Annotated in this window: 15 protein-coding genes; 6 read left to right on the forward strand and 9 right to left on the reverse strand. The window is 40.2% G+C overall.

The features are described 5' to 3' along the window. Positions 1–33: 33 nt before the first annotated feature. A complete protein-coding gene (locus tag C9J46_RS10280) occupies positions 34–2,508 on the reverse strand; it encodes a hypothetical protein (RefSeq protein ID WP_146144663.1) in 2,475 nt (824 codons plus the stop codon). 654 nt (positions 2,509–3,162) lie between these two features. Here C9J46_RS10280 and C9J46_RS10285 point away from each other — a divergent pair. Next, positions 3,163–3,804, forward strand: a complete 642-nt coding sequence (locus C9J46_RS10285; protein ID WP_045128392.1) for a helix-turn-helix transcriptional regulator — start codon at positions 3,163–3,165, stop codon at positions 3,802–3,804. Positions 3,805–3,950: 146 nt separating this feature from the next. Beyond that, positions 3,951–4,466, forward strand: a complete 516-nt coding sequence (gene yjjX, locus C9J46_RS10290) for an inosine/xanthosine triphosphatase (RefSeq protein ID WP_107207308.1) — start codon at positions 3,951–3,953, stop codon at positions 4,464–4,466. Between the two features lie 48 nt (positions 4,467–4,514). Here yjjX and trpR read toward each other — a convergent pair whose 3' ends face one another. Together trpR and sltY are read right to left on the reverse strand one after the other, a co-directional pair. Beyond that, positions 4,515–4,832: a trp operon repressor gene (trpR, locus tag C9J46_RS10295; protein WP_107207326.1), complete on the reverse strand. Its 318-nt coding sequence runs from the start codon at positions 4,830–4,832 to the stop codon at positions 4,515–4,517. A 156-nt stretch (positions 4,833–4,988) separates the two neighbouring features. After that, positions 4,989–6,938 (reverse strand): murein transglycosylase, encoded by a 1,950-nt coding sequence (sltY, locus tag C9J46_RS10300; RefSeq protein ID WP_107290862.1) that lies wholly within the window; start codon positions 6,936–6,938, stop codon positions 4,989–4,991. Between the two features lie 263 nt (positions 6,939–7,201). On the opposite strand from sltY, the gene ettA reads away from it, so the two are divergent. Both ettA and C9J46_RS10310 read left to right on the forward strand, forming a co-directional pair. After that, entirely contained in the window at positions 7,202–8,869 is a 1,668-nt protein-coding gene (ettA, locus tag C9J46_RS10305) for an energy-dependent translational throttle protein EttA (RefSeq protein ID WP_107246717.1), read from the forward strand. A 183-nt stretch (positions 8,870–9,052) separates the two neighbouring features. Then, positions 9,053–10,036 (forward strand): M23 family metallopeptidase, encoded by a 984-nt coding sequence (locus C9J46_RS10310; RefSeq protein WP_107260480.1) that lies wholly within the window; start codon positions 9,053–9,055, stop codon positions 10,034–10,036. A gap of 66 nt (positions 10,037–10,102) precedes the next feature. Here the strand turns inward: C9J46_RS10310 and radA are convergent, their stop codons facing one another. Next, positions 10,103–11,497, reverse strand: coding sequence for a DNA repair protein RadA (radA, locus tag C9J46_RS10315; RefSeq protein WP_107260482.1), 1,395 nt, complete (start codon positions 11,495–11,497; stop codon positions 10,103–10,105). A gap of 147 nt (positions 11,498–11,644) precedes the next feature. Here radA and C9J46_RS10320 point away from each other — a divergent pair, with 147 nt between their 5' ends. After that, positions 11,645–13,996: a PilZ domain-containing protein gene (locus C9J46_RS10320; protein ID WP_107290863.1), complete on the forward strand. Its 2,352-nt coding sequence runs from the start codon at positions 11,645–11,647 to the stop codon at positions 13,994–13,996. Between the two features lie 90 nt (positions 13,997–14,086). On the opposite strand, the gene serB is transcribed toward C9J46_RS10320, so the two are convergent. Continuing rightward, positions 14,087–15,052 carry a phosphoserine phosphatase gene (serB, locus tag C9J46_RS10325; RefSeq protein ID WP_107207303.1) on the reverse strand — a complete coding sequence of 322 codons (966 nt, stop codon included), beginning with the start codon at positions 15,050–15,052 and terminating at the stop codon, positions 14,087–14,089. 333 nt (positions 15,053–15,385) lie between these two features. Between serB and C9J46_RS10330 the strand changes: the two genes are divergently transcribed. Further along, a complete protein-coding gene (locus C9J46_RS10330; protein ID WP_107290864.1) occupies positions 15,386–16,000 on the forward strand; it encodes a YtjB family periplasmic protein in 615 nt (204 codons plus the stop codon). A gap of 90 nt (positions 16,001–16,090) precedes the next feature. On the opposite strand, the gene deoD is transcribed toward C9J46_RS10330, so the two are convergent. The 4 genes from deoD to deoC all read right to left on the reverse strand — a co-directional run bounded on the left by deoD (position 16,091) and on the right by deoC (position 20,536). Further along, positions 16,091–16,813, reverse strand: a complete 723-nt coding sequence (gene deoD, locus C9J46_RS10335) for a purine-nucleoside phosphorylase (RefSeq protein WP_107207301.1) — start codon at positions 16,811–16,813, stop codon at positions 16,091–16,093. A 172-nt stretch (positions 16,814–16,985) separates the two neighbouring features. Then, on the reverse strand, positions 16,986–18,206 hold the full coding sequence (locus C9J46_RS10340; RefSeq protein ID WP_107246722.1) for a phosphopentomutase: 1,221 nt from the start codon (positions 18,204–18,206) through the stop codon (positions 16,986–16,988). A 10-nt stretch (positions 18,207–18,216) separates the two neighbouring features. Next, positions 18,217–19,548: a thymidine phosphorylase gene (gene deoA / locus C9J46_RS10345; protein WP_107246723.1), complete on the reverse strand. Its 1,332-nt coding sequence runs from the start codon at positions 19,546–19,548 to the stop codon at positions 18,217–18,219. 211 nt (positions 19,549–19,759) lie between these two features. Next, positions 19,760–20,536, reverse strand: coding sequence for a deoxyribose-phosphate aldolase (deoC, locus tag C9J46_RS10350; protein WP_107207298.1), 777 nt, complete (start codon positions 20,534–20,536; stop codon positions 19,760–19,762). Positions 20,537–20,681: the final 145 nt, after the last annotated feature.

A 20,681-nucleotide genomic window follows, 5' to 3' on the forward strand; every position in this document is an offset into this window, starting at 1 on the left:
ACTCGAAAGAGTCGGCCTTTTTATTATAGAAAATTAATTTTTTAACTTAAGGGAATAGTGTTTATTAAACAATGCTTTTTCTATTTTACTTACATGCCAGAAGTTTTTGTTTTTAACTTTCCCAAAAAGTACATCATTTAATTCAGTTGTATGCCAATACTTTGGATCATTAAACTCTTTATCAAGATTAAGTTCCTGATATTCATCATTAGCTTTTAATGGTTCATCCGTAACACAAGCCAGACCTTGGTAGTTTAACAATTTCGTCATTCCATAATGTTTAGCTACCATTTCATCCATAGTGAGGTTAAGTTGCCAAATAACATAATCTCTGGGACCATCTGATGCCAAATATAGTTTTTTTGATAAAGATGATAACTTATCAGCATCATATAAGTATTGCCATAATTCACTATACTCATCTTTCGTTGCTAAATGGTTATTTAAAGGGCAAAGGCTTCTAATTCCCCATCCATTTGCTTCTCTATCTAAAAGCCTATCACTGAGAATAGTAAACGTTTTATTTTTTATCTTATATTGCTTCGATGTTGTTAGTTCAAACTTACTTATTTTCTTAGTGGCAATGAATTTTAAATCACTCGATATAGCTCTTAAAAATAGAGGACACTTAGGGGCATCATCATAATGGATAACAACAGAGTCATTTTCATAAGAGTCATAATATTCAAGAGAGTAGTTCCATTGACAAGACGTTAAAACATCAAATTTTACATTTTTTAATTCAGCGCCTGTATTAGATAAAAATTCGATGTTAATTTTATTATCATCTATAAATTCAGTTTCTAATAATAATTCAGGAATAGGATTTAAAGGTAATTGCGTTCTCTCAATATCAGTTAGATCATTTGAAACGAGGCTTGCTGAAAAATAATCAGCAAAACCATATGTCATACCACTCGAGTGCCCATAACCAAAGCCATGAGCAATTTCATGATACCAAGTCGTGTAAGCTGAATTAGTAAAATGTCTGTACTTACTATACTCAGGTTTAGTGTACTTGTAGTAAATCGAAGCCCACCCACCTGTCGTTGTTTCAAATAACGATAAGTTTGGCGTACTTCCCCCTCCAACGCCTTCTGCTTTATATTCATTTCTCATCACTTTTAATGTTAATCGGTGACCTTCTGCACCAAATCGCATTAAATTTCTTTGTGAAATAGGAAGTAAATCGTCACTATAATTATCACAGTTTTCATTATTTAAACTGCACCGTCGTTCAAAAAAAGCATCTTTTTCTTTTGTATAATTAAATGTATTCGCCAATAAGTGCATATTAGCTAAATAGACCTCAATAATTTTTCTTTCTACTTCATCAGGTAAAGAATAACACGTTGTACCGTCACCTTCTTTTTCAGAACATAAATCTTGATAAGGCCCCATAATCATTTGAGGATTAAACATTTTAGTTTGACTTTCAAGTTTAATATCTGCTGGAGATACAGAATAAAAATCGAGTACACCAGAACTATATGGTGGTAATTGTTGTGATAATTGTATTAGCACTATATTACCGTCAAACTTAACAGAAACCATTTTTAAAGGTAATGATGTTTTATTATCTATGTGCCAGTAGCCATCAATATAATTGAAATATATATCTGTGAAGTTAAATTTATTGCTCGGTTCATTGTTTTCTATATTAGTGATAACAGCATCAACTATCGGTGTTTTTTTTGGTGATACCAGCAAGTTTGTCTCAGTATATTTTACATTTTCATATTTTATCGATGTCAACGGTTCCTTTTCAAATAAAGCTTCTATTTCACAATCATTATTTACGCTATCAATGGCATATAATTCACCTTTTAACTCGCCATTACATCCTTTTATAGAGATAAGCTTATTAAATTTACTTGGGGAAATAGTTACATTAGTTTTTTTATCTTTTTCTATATGAAAATCTGATGGTAACAACTCACCATCACCCTCAATTTTAGACGTTACGTGATATTTTTTCTTCTTAAATTCAGCATTAATGTTACAGCTACTTATATCATTAATAATATAATGTTCATTATCAAGGTAACCGTTACAGCCGGAAATTTTATGTAATATATATTGAGTATTATCTTTTATAATAAATCGGTTTTCTTTATCAAATACTAATAAATCTGAATGAGGAACGTTTACACCATCAACTGAAACAAGTAGGTTAATATCTTGTTTTTTTTCATTTTGATCCGGTATCGGAAGCGTCTCATCTCCTTCAATATTCTCATCAACAACTATTGAATCTTCAGGCTGAGGAAAAACATTATCTTCCATGTCTTCATCAACAACCGTTGAACCTTCAGGCTGAGGAGAAACATTATCATTTATAACGGGAGGGTTTTCTGGGGGTAATGCATCATTACTGTCAACAACGTCTTGCTCATTAGGGCGTGCAAAAGACTCTACATCAGATAAAGGTCCAATATTACTTTTTTCATTATCTTCCTTACAACCAAACATAGCCAAAAGCATAATTGAAACCACTATATATCTCATCAACTATTCCCTTAATCAATACAATTCAACCAATAGCATACACGCTACGCACCTAGGCGCATAATGAAGTGATAGTGTACTCGATGATTCCTTAGCTCAACCTCTCATCTACAACTTAAATATTGATTTTATTTAAATTATCATGGCAGTCTTTGTTGATATTCAAAATTCCTTCTATGATGATAATCGCACTTACACTTATTCCAAGAGAGAATAGTCAAGTTCTTTAATATTAAATATCTATTAATAAACACAATACCGATTAAATACCTACAAACACTAACCAATGCGGTTATTAATATCCATTTCAAATAAAATATGCACCAGAATACATATCAATCCTTAATGAGACATCATGAAAACCAATCGAATTTATTAATATAATTATTTTAATCAATACCTTATAATCACTAACCACTATTACAGTGACATTTCATACAGTATTAGCGATATTCTCTTCTAGTCACTTTTTTTTAATCGCGCATTTTGTCCCTTTTTTTACCCATATTTCCCTCAGGGTATATTTCTTTACCTAGATAAATCTCACTTTTGTTGCTTAAGGGATTCCTTTATTACAATAATAAGTAAACTCAATTATGACTTTTAAGAATGCCCTTTTGCATTCACCTTATTTTAAAGCAGGAAGCTAATGTTATGGAATATTTAGAGAGAATTAAGCGTTTAGCTAAGGTTCAAGGTATTAGCCAAAAACAACTTGGCGAAGCTCTAGATCTTCAACAAGGCACGATGAGCCGTAAACTATCCGGCAAGTACGGCATTGAAGTTCGTGAACTAGAAAAAATTGCAGATACATTAAATACCTCTATTGGTTATATTTTAACAGGTCAGGTCGATACAGGTACTCAAGCAACAACAACAATCAGTACTGAGTTAGATAGTGCAGCGACATGCACTTACATCCCTGTTATTCACCGTAAAGACTTTTCAGCATATAACGACGGTAGCTCTGTCGAGGTGATCAGCAAGCGCGCGATCCCCCAGCACCTAGAGCGTGAAGAGTGTTTAGGCCTGTTAATCGATAACGAAAATATTTCACAATGTGCGCCTGTTGGTAGCTATGCGCTAGCGACAAAAAAAGCCGATTACCGTCCTAAGCAACCTGTTTTTGCTTCTGTTCGTGGTAGTGAGCCTGATTTTTACCATATGACGCAACTCGCTGATGGTGTTGTATTCTCTACATCACAACCTGATTTTCCTAACTTATTCGTTAATAACGATGAGTTTCAAATTCACGGTTACATCATCCAATCTGATTGGGCTTACGATCGCCTGTAATTACCAGAAAACATCGAATATACGAAAGCCTGCGAGAAATCGCGGGCTTTTTTATTTTCCTTTTCCCGATATCATTTCAATAGTTTACCGACTCAATATCTTTCCAGTACACTGAGACGCATTCGATTTGATTTAGGTATTCACTCATGCAAACAGTTATGGTCGCTTCAACCAACCCAGCAAAAGTTGCTGCTGTACGCGATGCTTTCTCTCTCGCCTTTCCTCTGCTTTGTTTTAATGTTGAAGGTATTGCGGCCCAAAGTGGTGTTCGAGATCAGCCCCTTACCAGTGAAGAAACCTTGTTGGGCGCTCGAAATAGGGTAAAACACTGTCGTGAACAATGTCCTGATGCTAACTACATTGTGGGATTAGAAGCGGGGATTGACGACAAATTTACCTTTGCATGGATGGTGATAGAGCATGACGGGCAATATAGTGAATCACGCTCAGCATCATTACCGTTACCGCCATTAGCCCTTGAGAAAATACAACAAGGCATGGAATTAGGTGACATTATGGATGAAATGTTTAACCAACAAAATGTGAAACAAAAAGGCGGAGCGATTGCGATGCTCACCAATGATTTATTAACGCGAAGCTCGGTTTATCAGCAAGCGTTAATCTTGGCTTTGATCCCTTTCCTTAATCCGCAATTGTTCTAATAAAAAATAGGATATTGTTGAAATAACAATATCCTATTTTCAACATGATTATTGCTCTGGTTTATTCTGCGCAAGAAAATTCGCTAACCATGCTTTTGTTTCATCATCCTGATGTTTTAACTCATTAGAACCTCGGGTGATTGTAGCAACACCGACCCCTAATAATTCACTGATCTTACGCTGACTACGTTCACCATTGAGTAATTCATGGACGATATTCACACGTGAAATTAATGCTTCTCGCTCATCATGAGTTAATAATACTTGGAATAACAACGCATCTCGCTCCTCTGCAGAAGCATGGCGGATCAAATCAAGTACATTCTGCCACTCGGTGAAGTCAGGGCTATCAGAAGTTGTTGTCATAGTTACCTCATCAGGTATGTCATCTTGCTGCAGTGTACCTTGATAATCTATCGACACCAAGATATCAGCCAGTAATTCTCGATATTACAAATAAGAAAAAGCCGAGTGTCACAACACTCGGCTTTTATGGTTAATCACGATAGTAAGTCACTGTTATTAATAACGGGCTTTTAACTCTTTCTGCGTTAATAACGGTGCCTTTTTACCCATTAGTTCATTGTAGTACACATCGAACATAAGCACATTTTGCACATAACCTCGGGTTTCATTAAATGGAATTTGCTCAATAAAGCTATACACATCTAACTTACCGTCGGTCTGTTTTCTCCACTGTTTTACGCGACCAGGCCCTGCGTTATACGAAGCAAAAGAATAAATACGATTATCGTCATTGTTATCTAGCATCATTTTTAGGTAGCCACTGCCTAAGCGAATATTAACGCCAGGATCAAATAAGCTTTCTTTACCAGCATAATCTCGGCCTAATTTCTTCGCTGTATGCGCTGCTGTTGCTGGCATTAATTGCATTAAACCACGCGCACCAACGTGTGATTGCGCATGAATATTTAAGGCACTTTCTTGTCGAGCTAATGCCATCATGGTAGATGTCGGTATACCCCGTTTTTTACTAAAGAAGTCAAACCACCATTTATGCGCGAGTGGGAAACGAAGTGCCATATGATCCCATAATTTGCCTGAAATCGTCGCCTGAACCGCTAAGTGATGCCACTTATGTTTTTCCGCATATACCGCTAACTCACGTTTAGTTTGTACCCCTTGTACTCTCGATAATAAGTAGCCCCATTCACGGTTTGCTGTTATTAGCCTATCAGTATCTATTAACTCACCAATACGTTTTAAGGTCTTAGTATAAGGTTGAATTAACTTAGTCGATGTTGGCCCTTTTTGATTAGGGTATACAATCGGCTTATGTAAGATTGTTGCAGCAGCAGCACTATAAAAATCACGCTCACCTAACAGTGATTGATAAATTTTATCGGCTTGCTTCTTTTGCCCTTTTTTCGCAAGTAGCTGCGCTTGCCAGAATGTCCAACGAGAGCTGTCTTTCGCCTCTTTTGGCAAGCGATTGATCCACGTTTGTACGCCGCTCCAATCCGCTTCACGGATCGAATTACGAATACGACGTTCTAAAATACTCACGTTTTGGCTCGTTTTCAGTTTGCTATCACGCCATTTCGCTAACACAGGATCACTGGTTGACATGAGTCGTGATGCCACAGCATCAGCCAATGCTTGCTTGGTTGCTTTATCAAAATGCTGGCCCGCAACCACTTGATTATATGAAGCAACAGCTTGCTTAACATCAGCACGCGCTAAGCGATAATAGGCCGCTTCAGTTAACGCTTGGTTGAACTTGGTCACTTTGCTCTGTTTAGCAAAGTCAGGCACACCTTGAGGCTTATCTAATAGCGCAAGGATTTTGTCGCCCGTGGCTTGTGAACTGCCTGTTAGTTGCTTATCAAGATAGGTAGCTAAACTCTTATTCCCTTTCTTAAACGCTAGCAACATACGATCAAGAATCAAGGTATTAGTACGTTTACCCGCAGCCGTCCATGCTTCTAATAATGGGTCACAAACCGCAGGTAATGTTCCCCCCGTCTCCCACAGTTTCTCTACTCCCGCCCATGCTTGGCTTGCATGACCGGTTTGGCTCTTAGCATAAAAGTAAGAACATTTTAGAGAAGTACTACTTGGCTCTGTTGGCTGCATCGATAGGAAGTCACGCCATTTCTCAGCCCCTGCAAGATCAGACAGGTAGTTACGCTGAATGGTTTGGCTAAAAGGCAATGCCTTATATTGGTTAACAAAGGTTTTTACTTGGCTAGGTGTTTTATTATCTAAGTCTTTATTAAAGAGACGGTATTCCAAGTAAGGGTATAGCGGATACCCACCTAATTTACTTTTGTGGGCATTAAATACCGCCATGTTATTGTTATCAAACGCTGTTTGCGCCTGATCATACCAAGTACGCTGTTGCTCTAACGAGGCTGCCTGCACGGTAAACGTGCTAATCATGCCCAGTGATAACAGTGCAATCGAAAAAATATTGGGGGAAGTTGGAATGCGTGGCACTAGAAGCTCCATATCAAATAGATGAAAGTAGAATCCCAGTTGCTTGGGCTAAACGGTACCAGCAACTACATCTGAGACAATCATATTAGCAAATAATTCATAAGCCTATTCAGATAATGGAATAGCCTTTTGTTACATTTATGCGAAATCAACCTGCTTTTTTGAGTCAGTTTTTTTATTGCTCTCGCCACCAAATATAAACAATTCTGTTAAACTTCAGTCCAGAACAGGTAAAATATTCCCTTTCATTTTTTAAGTAGAGATCACACACGGATATGGCTGATTACGTCTATACCATGTCGCGAGTGGGAAAAATCGTCCCACCTAAGCGTCAAATTCTAAAAGATATTTCACTGAGCTTTTTCCCTGGCGCTAAGATCGGTGTCCTCGGTCTAAACGGTGCAGGTAAATCAACATTACTACGTATCATGGCGGGTATCGATACTGATATCGAAGGTGAAGCACGTCCACAAGCAGGCCTAAAAATTGGTTACCTACCACAGGAACCAATCCTAGACGAAAGTAAAACGGTACGTGAGATCGTTGAAGAATCAGTGTCTGATGTAAAAGAAGCACTGATCCGTCTTGACCAAGTATACGCAGCTTACGCAGAACCTGATGCAGATTTTGATGTACTTGCTAAAGAGCAAGGCGAGCTTGAAGCACTAATCGAGACCAAAGATGGTCACAACCTAGGTATGCAACTTGAGCGTGCAGCAGATGCACTTCGTCTTCCAGAATGGGATGCTGTGATTAAGAACCTATCCGGTGGTGAGCGTCGCCGTGTTGCTATTTGCCGTCTACTGCTTGATAAGCCTGACATGCTCCTACTTGACGAACCAACCAACCACTTAGATGCTGAATCTGTGGCATGGCTTGAGCACTTCCTCGTCGATTACAGCGGTACTGTTGTGGCTATCACGCACGACCGTTACTTCCTAGATAATGCGGCAGGTTGGATCTTAGAGCTTGACCGTGGTGAAGGTATTCCATGGCAAGGTAACTACTCTTCATGGCTAGAGCAAAAAGATGCACGTCTAAAACAAGAAGCATCTCAAGAGCGCGCGTTACAGAAGACTATCGAGAAAGAACTTGAGTGGGTACGTCAGAACCCTAAAGGTCGCCAAGCGAAATCGAAAGCACGTATGGCACGCTTTGAAGAGCTACAAAGCAACGATCACCAAAAGCGTAATGAAACTAACGAGCTATTCATTCCACCAGGTGAGCGTCTAGGTGACAAAGTTATCGAAGTGAACAACCTAACCAAATCGTTCGGTGATCGCGTACTTATCGATGACTTATCATTCAGCATGCCTAAGGGTGCTATCGTTGGTATCATCGGTGCTAACGGTGCGGGTAAATCGACCCTATTTAAGATGCTAAGTGGTACAGAGCAACCTGATTCAGGTACTATTGAGCTAGGTGATACTGTGAAACTGGCATCGGTTGAGCAGTTCCGCGATAGCATGAACGACAACAACACGGTTTACCAAGAGATTTCTGAAGGCGCTGATATCATCAAGATCAACAGCTTTGAAATCCCTGCGCGTGCATACGTGTCTCGCTTTAACTTCAAAGGTAGTGACCAACAAAAACGCATTGGTGATCTATCTGGTGGTGAGCGTAACCGTGTTCACCTTGCGAAACTACTTAAAGCAGGGGGTAACGTATTACTCCTCGATGAGCCAACCAACGACCTTGACGTTGAAACGCTACGTGCACTAGAAGAAGCGCTACTAGAGTTCCCAGGCTGTGCAATGGTGATCTCGCACGACCGTTGGTTCCTAGACCGTATCGCAACACACATCCTAGACTACCGTGACGAAGGTCAGGTGAACTTCTTTGAAGGTAACTTCACTGAATACGCTGATTGGCTTAAGAAAACGCTAGGCTCAGATGCGACAGAACCACACCGTATCAAGTACAAGCGTATTGCTAAATAAGCAATTCACTCGTGATAAATGAAAAAGAGCGGCTTCGGTCGCTCTTTTTGTTTATTAATAAAACAAGGGAGATAAGACCATTAAACTGCAAGGCTATTACACAAATGAGAGACAGGTAACTAGCAATAATTAATCTAAGCACATAGACTCTAGCTTCAGAAATTGCTCAATGTGTCTTCTTTCATGATATTTAATATAAAATCGCTTGCTACCCAACTACATAAAAGTAATAAAAAAGCATTACTGATTAATAGTTTTCGTTATGGGGCCCTTTTTCTGCTTTGTGGCGCGCTTACCTACAGTACACATGCCATATTTGAGCTTTATACCTCAGCCCAAAGCTCCCACCAGCAAGTCTCTAAACTACAAAAACAAGCCTTAGAGCTCAGTGCATCATTATCTGAAGAAACCGCATTAAATAGAACGTTGAACGCGACAATAGAGCAAAAAAAACAAGCCTTAACAATACTTAATCAACGTATTGATGATATGGAGAGTGTGCTGGGATTAGGTGAAAAAAGTAAAGATCTTGATCTTCAAAAACGCGTTAATACCGCTGCGATCAATTCGGCGGTAAAAGCTACCCTGTTTCAGCTTATTCCTAATGGTGAACCCACTCCAAATGTACAATTAACATCAGGGTTTGGTACCCGTGTGCACCCTATAACTAAACAACGAAAAAGGCATGATGGTTTAGACTTTGCGGCAAAAAGCGGGACGCCTATTTATGCCCCAGCCGATGCGGTAATAGAAAAAGCGAAGAGCAGCAAACATGGTTATGGTAATCAACTGATCTTAAATCACGCCATGGGATTTGTATCGACTTACTCCCATATGAGCAAATTTAATGTCAAAGCAGGGCAATTTGTGAATAAAGGGGAATTGATTGGCTGGACAGGAAATTCAGGTCTTTCCACAGGCCCTCATCTCCATTATGAGATCCACTTTTTAGGAAAACCGTTAAATCCACGTCCCTTCGTCAATTGGGATATTAAAAACTTCGACACGATCTTTAAAAAAGAACCCAATGTGCAATGGGCATCCTTACTCAACACGGTGGGTAGTATGGTTGAGATGCAGATACAGCTTGCTTCTAAAAATCATGAAGCAACATTTCAAACCGTTAGTCAGCCGAAATCAAATTCCAAACAAACCAACACACCTTAACGGTGAACGATAACGAAAAACGAGAGGCACGGTTCTTTATTCAAAAGAAACACCTCTCGCATTTCATTAATTGATCAGATCTAACAGCTCATGAATGGTTTTGACAGGCGTGATCTTCGCCCCTAAGCCTTCCATCGATTTATGGTAATTACGGTAAGGGATAAAAATTTCGGTAAAACCATGCTGCGCTGCTTCTTTTACCCGAGGTACACCGCTATCAATTGGGCGCACATCACCGTTAAGACTGAGCTCTCCCATAATGCACGTAGTACGCGGCACCACAAATTCATTCAGACTACTTAACAACGCCGCCACCAGCGCCAAATCAATACAGGTTTCCGACTCGTCAATTTTCAAGCCGCCAACAATATTGAAAAAAGTATCGTGATAAATCTTGGTCTTCGCATGTTTACGTAAGATCCCCGTTAGCATCTTTATCCGGTTCATATTCAACCCCACACAAACACGCTGTGGAAACTCACCTTCAGTTTCAGTGGTTAAACACTGAATCTCTAACAATAGGTTACGGTTACCTTTTCGAATACAGGTAATGGCAGAGCCTGAAGATTCTGTTGTTGAGCCAGATAAAAAGATCTCACTTGGATTATCAACACTGAGCATACCGCGCTCTGTCATACGGAAAATACCAACCGTATCAACATCACCAAAACGGTTTTTATTGGCACGCAATGTACGTACCTGCCCATCATTGGTATCAATGTGCAGCAGAGAATCGACAATGTGAACAAGGGTCTGAGGACCGGCAATTTCATTGTTTTTATTCACATGTGCGATCAAAAACATCGTCACATTATTTTGTTTACAGTACTGCGTTAATGCTTGCGCTGCCGCCTTTACTTGCGATGGCGAACCCGGACTACCATTGGCAAGCTCTGTTGATACCGCCTGAATGGAGTCAATCACCGCAAACTTGATTTGCTTAACTTCAAGCTCTGCGATGATCGCTTCAACACTGGTTTCCGCCATCAGATATAAATTATCTTCATTGCAATTTAACTTAAGTCGGTTTACACGGTTCTTAAACTGCGACAGAGATTCTTCTGCTGTACAGTAAAGTGATGGCATCAGCTGTGACATCCGAGAAACCAGATCTGACAATAGCGTTGTTTTACCCGCCCCTGGATCACCAGAAATAATATTCACTGATCCCGTCGTTAAACCACCGCATAACACACGATCAAGCTCGCCAATGCCCGTTAGCATTTTTTCAGCTTCAACGGTTTCAACTTCATTGAGTTTTTTAGAACCGCCCCCCACAACACCCGCATAGCCGCCAATACTTGAACGTGCCGAGCTATTGGTTAAGCCAGACTTGGTGTTAGGAATCGTAAATTCAGTGATCGTATTCCACGATTTACATCCAGAGCACTGACCTTGCCAACGAGCAAAGTCCATCCCACAATCACTACAAACATATGCTCGTTTTGCTGCTTTTGCCATTCTTTACCCTAAATGTCTAATCCATCGAATAAACCAATATTATTCAATGTAAACCTCAACTTAAATGTGAATTTTTGTTACTTTACATTAAACTTTTATCACCATCAGCAGATAATACTATCAGTGAATCTTTTAACAGAAAATAAAATGCAGTTGGACGATTACAAAGCACTCATAGAGCAACTACTACCTGCTTATGGAAGTGAAGATTTCCACCAAGTTTTTGATAGTTTAACCAGTAATGAATCAGGGCCGATCAAACTCCGTATCAAAATGGAAATTAATCGGTTAATGACCCCATGCAAAAAAATCATTGATTTACGTGGCCGCGTAAAAGGTCAGTGCCGCTCTTATACTTTTAATGGTCAAACCCATTGGCTTGATGATGTTGCTATTAATATTCTTCACCGCCGTAGTAAGGTCTTTAATAATCAATATTGCGTTGGTCTCTATGAGGCCTTGGTGAATACGCAGAATAATTTTAGAGAATTACATCAACAAGGTGAGCGTGCAACATCGACGGAGAAAAAAGCAACCACAGAGTTATTTACTGCTAATTTGATCCGTTTTGGTCATTATCTCCATCGAGAAGAAAACCGACTGCAAATTAGCACCCCCGTAACTATCAGCATTCCTTTTAATCAACAGATCTGGGGAATGACAACGGATCTTTCGTCATCAGGAGCGAAATTTAAAGTCCCTTCGGCCTTTAGCTATCGGTTAGGACAGACTATTGATGCTTACTTCCCACAATTGGCAGAAATACACAATGAGCCTCTTTTAGAGCAACCTCATCGCTATCGGGTATTAGGCATTGATGATAACCCTGAAGACGCTAGCTTTAAATGGCTACGTCTCATTGCGCTAAGTGAAAATGAAGCGTTAAAAAAACTGATCATCGCTAGTCAAAATAAAGGCATACTCCGCCATCGAAATAATCATGAAGATAAAATTATTCAGGCGCGTACCCAAGGCTATGAACATTGCTTTCTTAAACATACCGTCGGGCTGCCTCTCTTTTTCTCTGATACTGAGCTTAAATACGCTTTACTGACCGATCACAACCGTTATTTATGGCAATACTGGCACGATGAACGTAATCAGCCCGTGATCAATCAATTATTATCAGAGCAGCGTATTGCTTCACTTGGACATAAAGGGCTAAAGCAATCTAGCACCTTAATTTATTGCTTCCATCACGATCATCAAGGCCACCGTTATTTTTATTCTGCCGCTTTACCTGAAATGGACCAAGAACAACGCCGTATTTTTTGGCAATTAGGCTCACACCGTGATAGTTGGCGAGTGATGCGGTTGACGGTTTCCCCTTTACGTCAACAAGAGCTTGAGAAGCTCAATGATGTTGCCCCTGAAATGATTGAGAAATTTCAAGATCTCACCCATGTAGGGGTTCTGCAAGATATCACCCATAAAAATACCCAATCAGATTATCGTTTAACGCAGAAATCAACATTATCGAGCCAAGCGATCAGTCCTTTTAGGCATCCGAAAAATCCGGTTTGTTTAGCTGAAGCGATCCATTTTGATCCAAAACCTCAACGCAGTGAATCACGTTTTAGCTATAAAACAACGATCTCGTTATATCAACAAGGGCAATTAATTAGCCATGGTCATTCGATCGACTTTTCGAGCCGTGGACTCAATATTAATCTTGATACGCCATTTCGCTGCAAAAAAGATGATCCCGTTACGATTAAATTTGAGCAACTACAGCGCTTAGCTAAGCTCGATATCTTAGGCCGAATGCCCTATCAAGTGATTCGTACGAGCCCTGACGGAAAAAATATCCAACTTACGATACGCGATAGTCAAGAATCACGTGTAGGTGAAAAGTTTTTACGTAAACTTATTCAAAATAATGAAGAAAGGTTCGCTCTTTGTGAGGAGCAACTTCCCTCGCCTGCTATGTTACTTGCTATGCACCAAATGCTATTAACCCGTTTAAATAGCATTCCTTATTTTGCCGAAAAGATAGATCACAAAATAAAAGTCAAAGCTGTTGGATCAAACTTTCCATTGTCGCCACTCGCTGATATTTTTTATCAACTGGGAGAGCAAAAACATTTTGAACTTGGCTTACTGTTTAAGCGTCGAGTAAAAGAAATGTTAGCGTATCCAATGCGTCCTATCGAGAATATACGTGAACCTTATGTCCATGAACTCTATATCGCTTTTGAGCAAATTGATGGCAAGGTAAAAAAGATAGCAGTTAAAGCTAGCTATGAGTTTGAAAGCGTCGAAGAGCGTATTCGCTTTATCTCATTTGCACGAAAAAGCGGTAGCTTTATCGCTATTCGTGTCACCGCCTTACCTATTTTTAATCCTTTAACAGCATTAATTGGTGAAAAACTGAGTGAATTGGCGCGTTTAACTCTCCATCGAGCACGAGCCTTAGAAGCCGAATTTATTTCTTTGATCGGTTGCGGCGAAATCTTTGATATAACAGATGAAGTGTTAGTTCGATTAGAGATCAGCTAATAACGCTTTTCTTTAGCCATTAAAAAAGCCGTTGATCGTTTCTATAATAAATAGAGACAATCAACGGCTTTTTATCTATTTCTAAATGACTTACCAGCTTAGTCGTTGCGGTACGAGCGATGCTGATAAGATACATAAAATACCACCGAGATCAGCGTGGCGGATCACGGCAGGTGCTTGTTGTTCAACTTTCGGTTTCGCGTGATAAGCAATCCCTAAACCTGCCGCTTTCATCATCACCAGATCATTTGCTCCATCACCTACAGCGACCGTATTGTGTGGTTCGATATCATATTGCTCAGCAAGACTTTGCAAGATATTCGCTTTTGCTTGCGCATCCACCACATCACCAAGAACATTCCCCGTTAATTTACCATCAACGATTTCTAATTGATTTGAGAACGCCCCAACTAAGTCTAACTCTTGCTGTAAATAATCAGAGAAATAAGTAAAGCCACCCGACGCAATCGCGACTTTCCAGCCATAGGCATGCAATGTTGCCACTACTTCACGCATCTCAGGCATAAAGGGTAAGTTTTCTTTTACTTGAGCCAATATCGCTTCATCGGCACCTTCGAGTGTACCAACACGTTGACGTAAACTCTGCTCAAAATCGAGTTCACCTTGCATCGCTCGCTCTGTCACTTCAGCGACTTGCTCTCCCACACCAGCTAACTTAGCGATTTCATCAATACATTCAATTTGAATCGCGGTAGAGTCCATATCAAAAACAACTAAACCTGGCTCCGCTAACTCAGGAAGATCGGAAAGCTGGAAGTAATCTAACTGTAATTCAGCCAGTGTTTGCTCTGCTTGCTCAGTAAGATCATTCGCGATCGTGAAAACATCATAAGATCCCACTTTCCAGCCGGCCAGCAATTGAAGATCACCGTGTACTGCACTATTTAATAATTCAACATCATAATGGCTAATATTTTTCCCATAAAATAACCATTGCGCTTGGCGTTTATCACCATTGGTTACCGTTAATAATTGTGGGAAACGTTTATACAGCGTGGGGTGTTTTTTTATTTTCAGCACGTACTCAATATCCATATTATTTATCCTAAAAGTAACTTATTGCTATATTACGATGATTTAAATGGCAATATCGTAATAATGGTGCAATTTGTCGCTACTTCTTTACAAACTACCGATACTGATAGTGAAGAGCAACCCAAAAATGTTACTAAACTGTAATGAAACATAGTTAATTTTCACTTATTTATCTTAAATAAATACAATAAAAAGAGTAATTATTTATGACTAAATATCAGAACGGACATTTAACCATCTGTTTTTATTACTAATAAATCAAATAAACAGGGATATTCTTAACGACTCTATTATCGTGTAAAATACCATCAGAACACAGCAAAGGTTAACTCGATGATAAAGTGGAAAAAGAAACGCTGGCAACATCTAGGACGGCTTTCTGTTCTCCTATTATGTGGCTTAGTATTAATTGGAATGCTGGAATACAGCGCGCTCTTAACCCAGCGTAACTACCAAATGCTAAGTGAGCAAACTCAAACATTATCACGTATGTTAGTACGACAAGCAGCAGAAAATGCAGCCAGTGATATTACGGATAATAACCAAGATAAATTACAAAAATTGGTGAATAACTTATCCGATGAGCCATTAATTTTGGACGCCACTATCTACAATATTGAAGGTGTGACCTTGGCGAAAACTGATAACTCAATGCCATTGACACAACTGACAGGGCTATCAACACCGCTTGCGATGGCCAGCATTGGTCGCCAGCAAATTGTTGAGCCTATTTTTGCTAATAAGCATGTGATTGGTTTTGTTCGTATTACGCTTGAGCACAATAAATTGTTAGCCAATGCCAAAGACCAAATTCATTATATGACCCGTATTATTCGAGGCTTAACACTGGCTTCATTGATGATTGGGGTGTTGCTTGCTTTTACCTTCGGTCGCAGAAAGGATATTTGGCACTTTCCGTTTTTTCTTACCGCAAATGCGAAAGACTAAATACGGTTTGTTAATCGCAGGCAAATTAACAAGATAAAAAAAACGGAAACAGCTCGCTGTTTCCGTTTTTTTGTGCGCAATCAGTAAAGATTATGCTTCTGCATCACCTAGGATCACAGAATCTAACGCGATTTCAATCATCTCGTTGAATGTTAATTGACGCTCTTCCGATGTTGTTGCTTCGCCACGTAGGATGTGATCAGAAACAGTACAGATAGTTAATGCTTTAGCACCAAACTCAGCTGCAACACCATAGATACCAGCCGCTTCCATCTCAACACCAACGATGCCGTACTTATCCATTGTTTTGAAGAATTCAAAATCAGGATTGTAGAACAGATCAGCAGAGAAGATATTACCCACTTTAACTGGGATACCTTTCGCTTTTGCTGCATCTACCGCATTTTGTACCATGCCGAAATCAGCAATCGCTGCAAAGTCATGACCGCCAAAACGAATACGGTTTACTTTAGAATCTGTTGATGCGCCCATACCGATAACAACATCACGTAACTTAACGTCATCACGTACAGCACCACAACTACCCACACGAATGATTTTCTTCACACCAAAATCTTTAATTAATTCTGTTGCGTAGATAGAACATGATGGAATACCCATACCATGGCCCATAACTGAGATCGTGCGACCTTTGTATGTGCCCGTGAAGCCTAACATACTACGTACGTTACATACTTCTTTTGCATCATCTAGGAAAGTTTCAGCGATGTATTTAGCACGTAGCGGATCGCCCGGCATTAAAACGACATCTGCAAAATCACCCATTTCAGCATTAATATGTGGAGTAGCCATAGTTGTATCCTTTTCCTAATTTTAGTTAGCTGTCAGTGTTGAAAATTAATCACTAACGTTTAGCTAAACATGCTGTGATTGCCCGACATTATAAAGTGGAAAATGCTGAACAATCATGTCTTTTAAAGAATAAATAAGGGTAAATAAGATTTACCCTTATTTTAAATTTTAGTTATAGAAACGACTTACCGTATTCCATATCTGTTGTACCGAAGTACTCAGCTAGGCTCTGACCAATATCAGCAAAGCTTTCACGTAAACCTAATGAGCCCGGCTTAATCTTAGGTCCTGAAACAAGTACAGGAATATGCTCACGTGTATGATCAGTACCAGGCCATGTTGGATCACAACCATGATCGGCGGTAATGATCAGTACATCGTCACCTTGAAGTAACGCTAAAATCTCAGGAAGACGGCGATCGAAATACTCAAGCGCAGCCGCATAACCCGCAACATTACGACGGTGACCGTAGGCTGAATCAAAATCAACAAAGTTGGTAAATATAATAGTGTTGTCACCCGCTTGTTTCATTTGTTCAAGTGTTGCATCAAATAAAGCAGGAATACCTGTCGCTTTTACTTTGCTTGAAATACCACAGCCGGCATAGATATCAGAAATTTTACCAATCGATACCACTTCACCTTGTTTTTCATCAACAAGCTTTTGCAAGATCGTTGCTGCTGGCGGCTCAAGCGACAAGTCACGGCGATTCCCTGTACGCTCAAATTGACCTTTACCCGCACCGATAAATGGACGCGCGATAACACGACCAATGTTGTAATCTTCTAGCTCTTCACGCGCAATTTGGCAAAGCTCTAATAAACGCTCTAAACCGAATGTTTCTTCATGACACGCAATTTGGAATACTGAGTCAGCAGACGTATAGAAGATAGGCATCCCTGTCTTCATGTGCTCTTCACCCAAATCATCAAGCACTTGTGTACCTGATGCATGGCAGTTACCTAAGAAACTATCTAAACCTGCACGAGCAAGAATACGATCGGTCAGTTCTTTAGGAAAACTGTTTTCTTTATCGCTAAAGTAACCCCATTCAAACAATACGGGTACACCGGCAATTTCCCAGTGACCAGACGGTGTGTCCTTACCAGAAGAAAGTTCTTGCGCATGGCCATAAGCACCAGTGATCTCGGAATTTGGATCCATGCCTTCAGGGAAGCTACCGCATGATTCTTCACACGCTTTCGCTAAACCAAGCTTAGTTAAATTAGGTAAGTGTAATGGACCGTTGCGATCGCCATTATTGGCTTCGCCACGCGCACACGCCTGTGCTATATGGCCTAAGGTATTTGCACCTACATCACCAAATTTATCAGCGTCTGCAGAGGCACCAATACCAAAAGAATCTAGCACTAAAATAATTGAACGTTTCATCGTTACTCCATTACACATCTTGTTTGGTGATACGTCGGTAAACTTCAGGTGTCGCTTCAGGTTTGTTCTCATTCACCGTAATATTACTGCGAATCGCTTTCGCTGCTTCTTCCCATTGCGCTTCAGTACGAGCATGTACCATTGCAAGAGGGGTATCAGCGTAAACTTCATCACCTAAACGGATCATGTCGCTAAAACCAACCGCATAGTCAATATTATCGCTAGCAACACGACGACCACCGCCCATACCAACAACCGCCATACCTAAGCCACGCGTATCCATAGCATGAGCAAAACCTGTTGTTTCAGCAAATACTGGTTTTACAATCTCAGTTTTCTCTAAATAGTTGTCATAATTCTCGATAAAATCAGTAGGGCCACCTAAGCCTGCTACCATTTTACCAAACCGCTCAGCGGCTTGACCGTTGTCTAATACGGCCTGTAGTTTTACACGCGCTTGTTGGGTATCAGCTGCTAATTTACTGATCACTAACATTTCAGCACACAGTGCCATGGTGACTTCAAACAAACGAGAGTTACGGTATTCACCAGTTAGAAACTGGACCGCTTCACGCACTTCAACTGCGTTACCCGCGCTTGATGCTAATACTTGGTTCATGTCGGTTAGCAATGCAGATGTACACGTACCCGCACCATTTGCCACTGCTACAATTGATTTCGCAAGCTCTTCAGAGGCTTGGTAAGTTGGCATGAAAGCACCAGAGCCTACTTTCACATCCATGACGAGGTAATCTAAGCCCGCCGCCAATTTCTTCGATAAAATAGAAGCGGTAATAAGTGAGATATTATCAACCGTCGCGGTTACATCACGAGTTGCGTACACACGTTTATCCGCAGGTGCTAAATCACCGGTCTGACCAATAATTGCCACACCGGCTTCTTTGGTTACTTTACCGAAAACGTCATTGGTTGGTGTGATGTTATAACCAGGGATAGCTTCTAACTTATCTAATGTCCCCCCTGTATGACCTAAGCCACGACCAGAGATCATCGGTACATAACCACCACATGCTGCCACCATTGCACCTAGCATCAGTGAAGTAACATCACCGACACCGCCAGTTGAGTGCTTATCAACAATAGGACCATCAAAGTGCATGTATCCCCAATCAATCACCATGCCTGAATCACGCATCGCACAAGTTAAGGCAACGCGCTCATCCATCGTCATATCATTAAAATAAATCGCCATTGCAAATGCGGCGATTTGGCCTTCAGAGACGGTGTCTTTCGCTACACCTTGAATGAAAAAGTTAATTTCATCGGCGCTTAATTCAATATTGTCACGCTTTTTACGAATGATTTCTTGAGGTAAGTACATGCTGTTCCTCTTATTTTTAATTCAGCGAAGTAGGGTCACCAATGCTTAAATTGTGTTTTATTTTGCTTTATTTCTAAATTTTAGGTGCAAAAAAGACAACAACCGCGAAAATGCAGTGCTGGAAAAAGCCAATTCAAGAATTAGTACGGCATTTATAATGCCGACAAAGAGTTAAAACAAGGTGGCACATCACCACCTTGTTTACAAAGGATTAGTAGCCGCCTTGCGCCGCTTCTTCACCTTCACCTAGTGTGTGTAACAAATTAGCAAGTAAGCTCGATGCACCAAAACGGTAGTGACGGCTATCAGCCCACTCTGCACCAAGAATATCATCAGCCATTGCTAGGTATTGCTGTGCATCTTCAGCAGTACGAACACCACCAGCAGGCTTAAAGCCAACAGTTTTAGCAACGCCCATATCTTTGATCACGTTAAGCATGATTTGTGCGTATTCTGGTGTTGCATTAACAGGCACTTTACCGGTTGAGGTTTTAATAAAATCAGCACCAGCTTTAATTGAGATTTCAGATGCTTGCTTAATTAGCGCTTCAGTTTTTAGCTCACCCGTTTCGATAATGACTTTAAGCAGTACGTTATCACCACATGCCGCTTTACATTGCTTCACAAGTTCAAAGCCAACCTCTGCATTACCCGCCATAAGTGCGCGGTATGGGAATACTACGTCTACTTCGTCAGCACCGTAAGCCACTGCCGCTTTGGTTTCTGCAACAGCAATCTCGATATCATCATTACCATGTGGGAAGTTCGTTACCGTTGCAATACGTACATCTGGCGTACCTTGCTCACGTAGTTGCTTTTTCGCTACTGGGATAAAGCGAGGGTAAATACACACTGCTGCAGTATTACCAACCACTGTTTTTGCATTCTTACAAAGCTCGATCACTTTTGCGTCAGTGTCGTCGTCATTCAGTGTTGTTAAATCCATTAATTTAAGTGCACGTAGTGCAGCAGTTTTTAAATCGCTCATGACTATCTCCAGTCGTAATATTACATTTAAAGCGCTTAGCTATAAGGCTCTAAATATCAGTATAAACGAAGGTAAAGCGCTAATGATTATTCATTAGGCTACCGAATGCAGTAAGAACTACTGCAACAAATGAGCGGACTTGATT

This window comes from Photobacterium sp. GB-36, assembly GCF_003026135.1.
In the GTDB taxonomy this organism is placed as follows: Bacteria; Pseudomonadota; Gammaproteobacteria; order Enterobacterales; family Vibrionaceae; genus Photobacterium.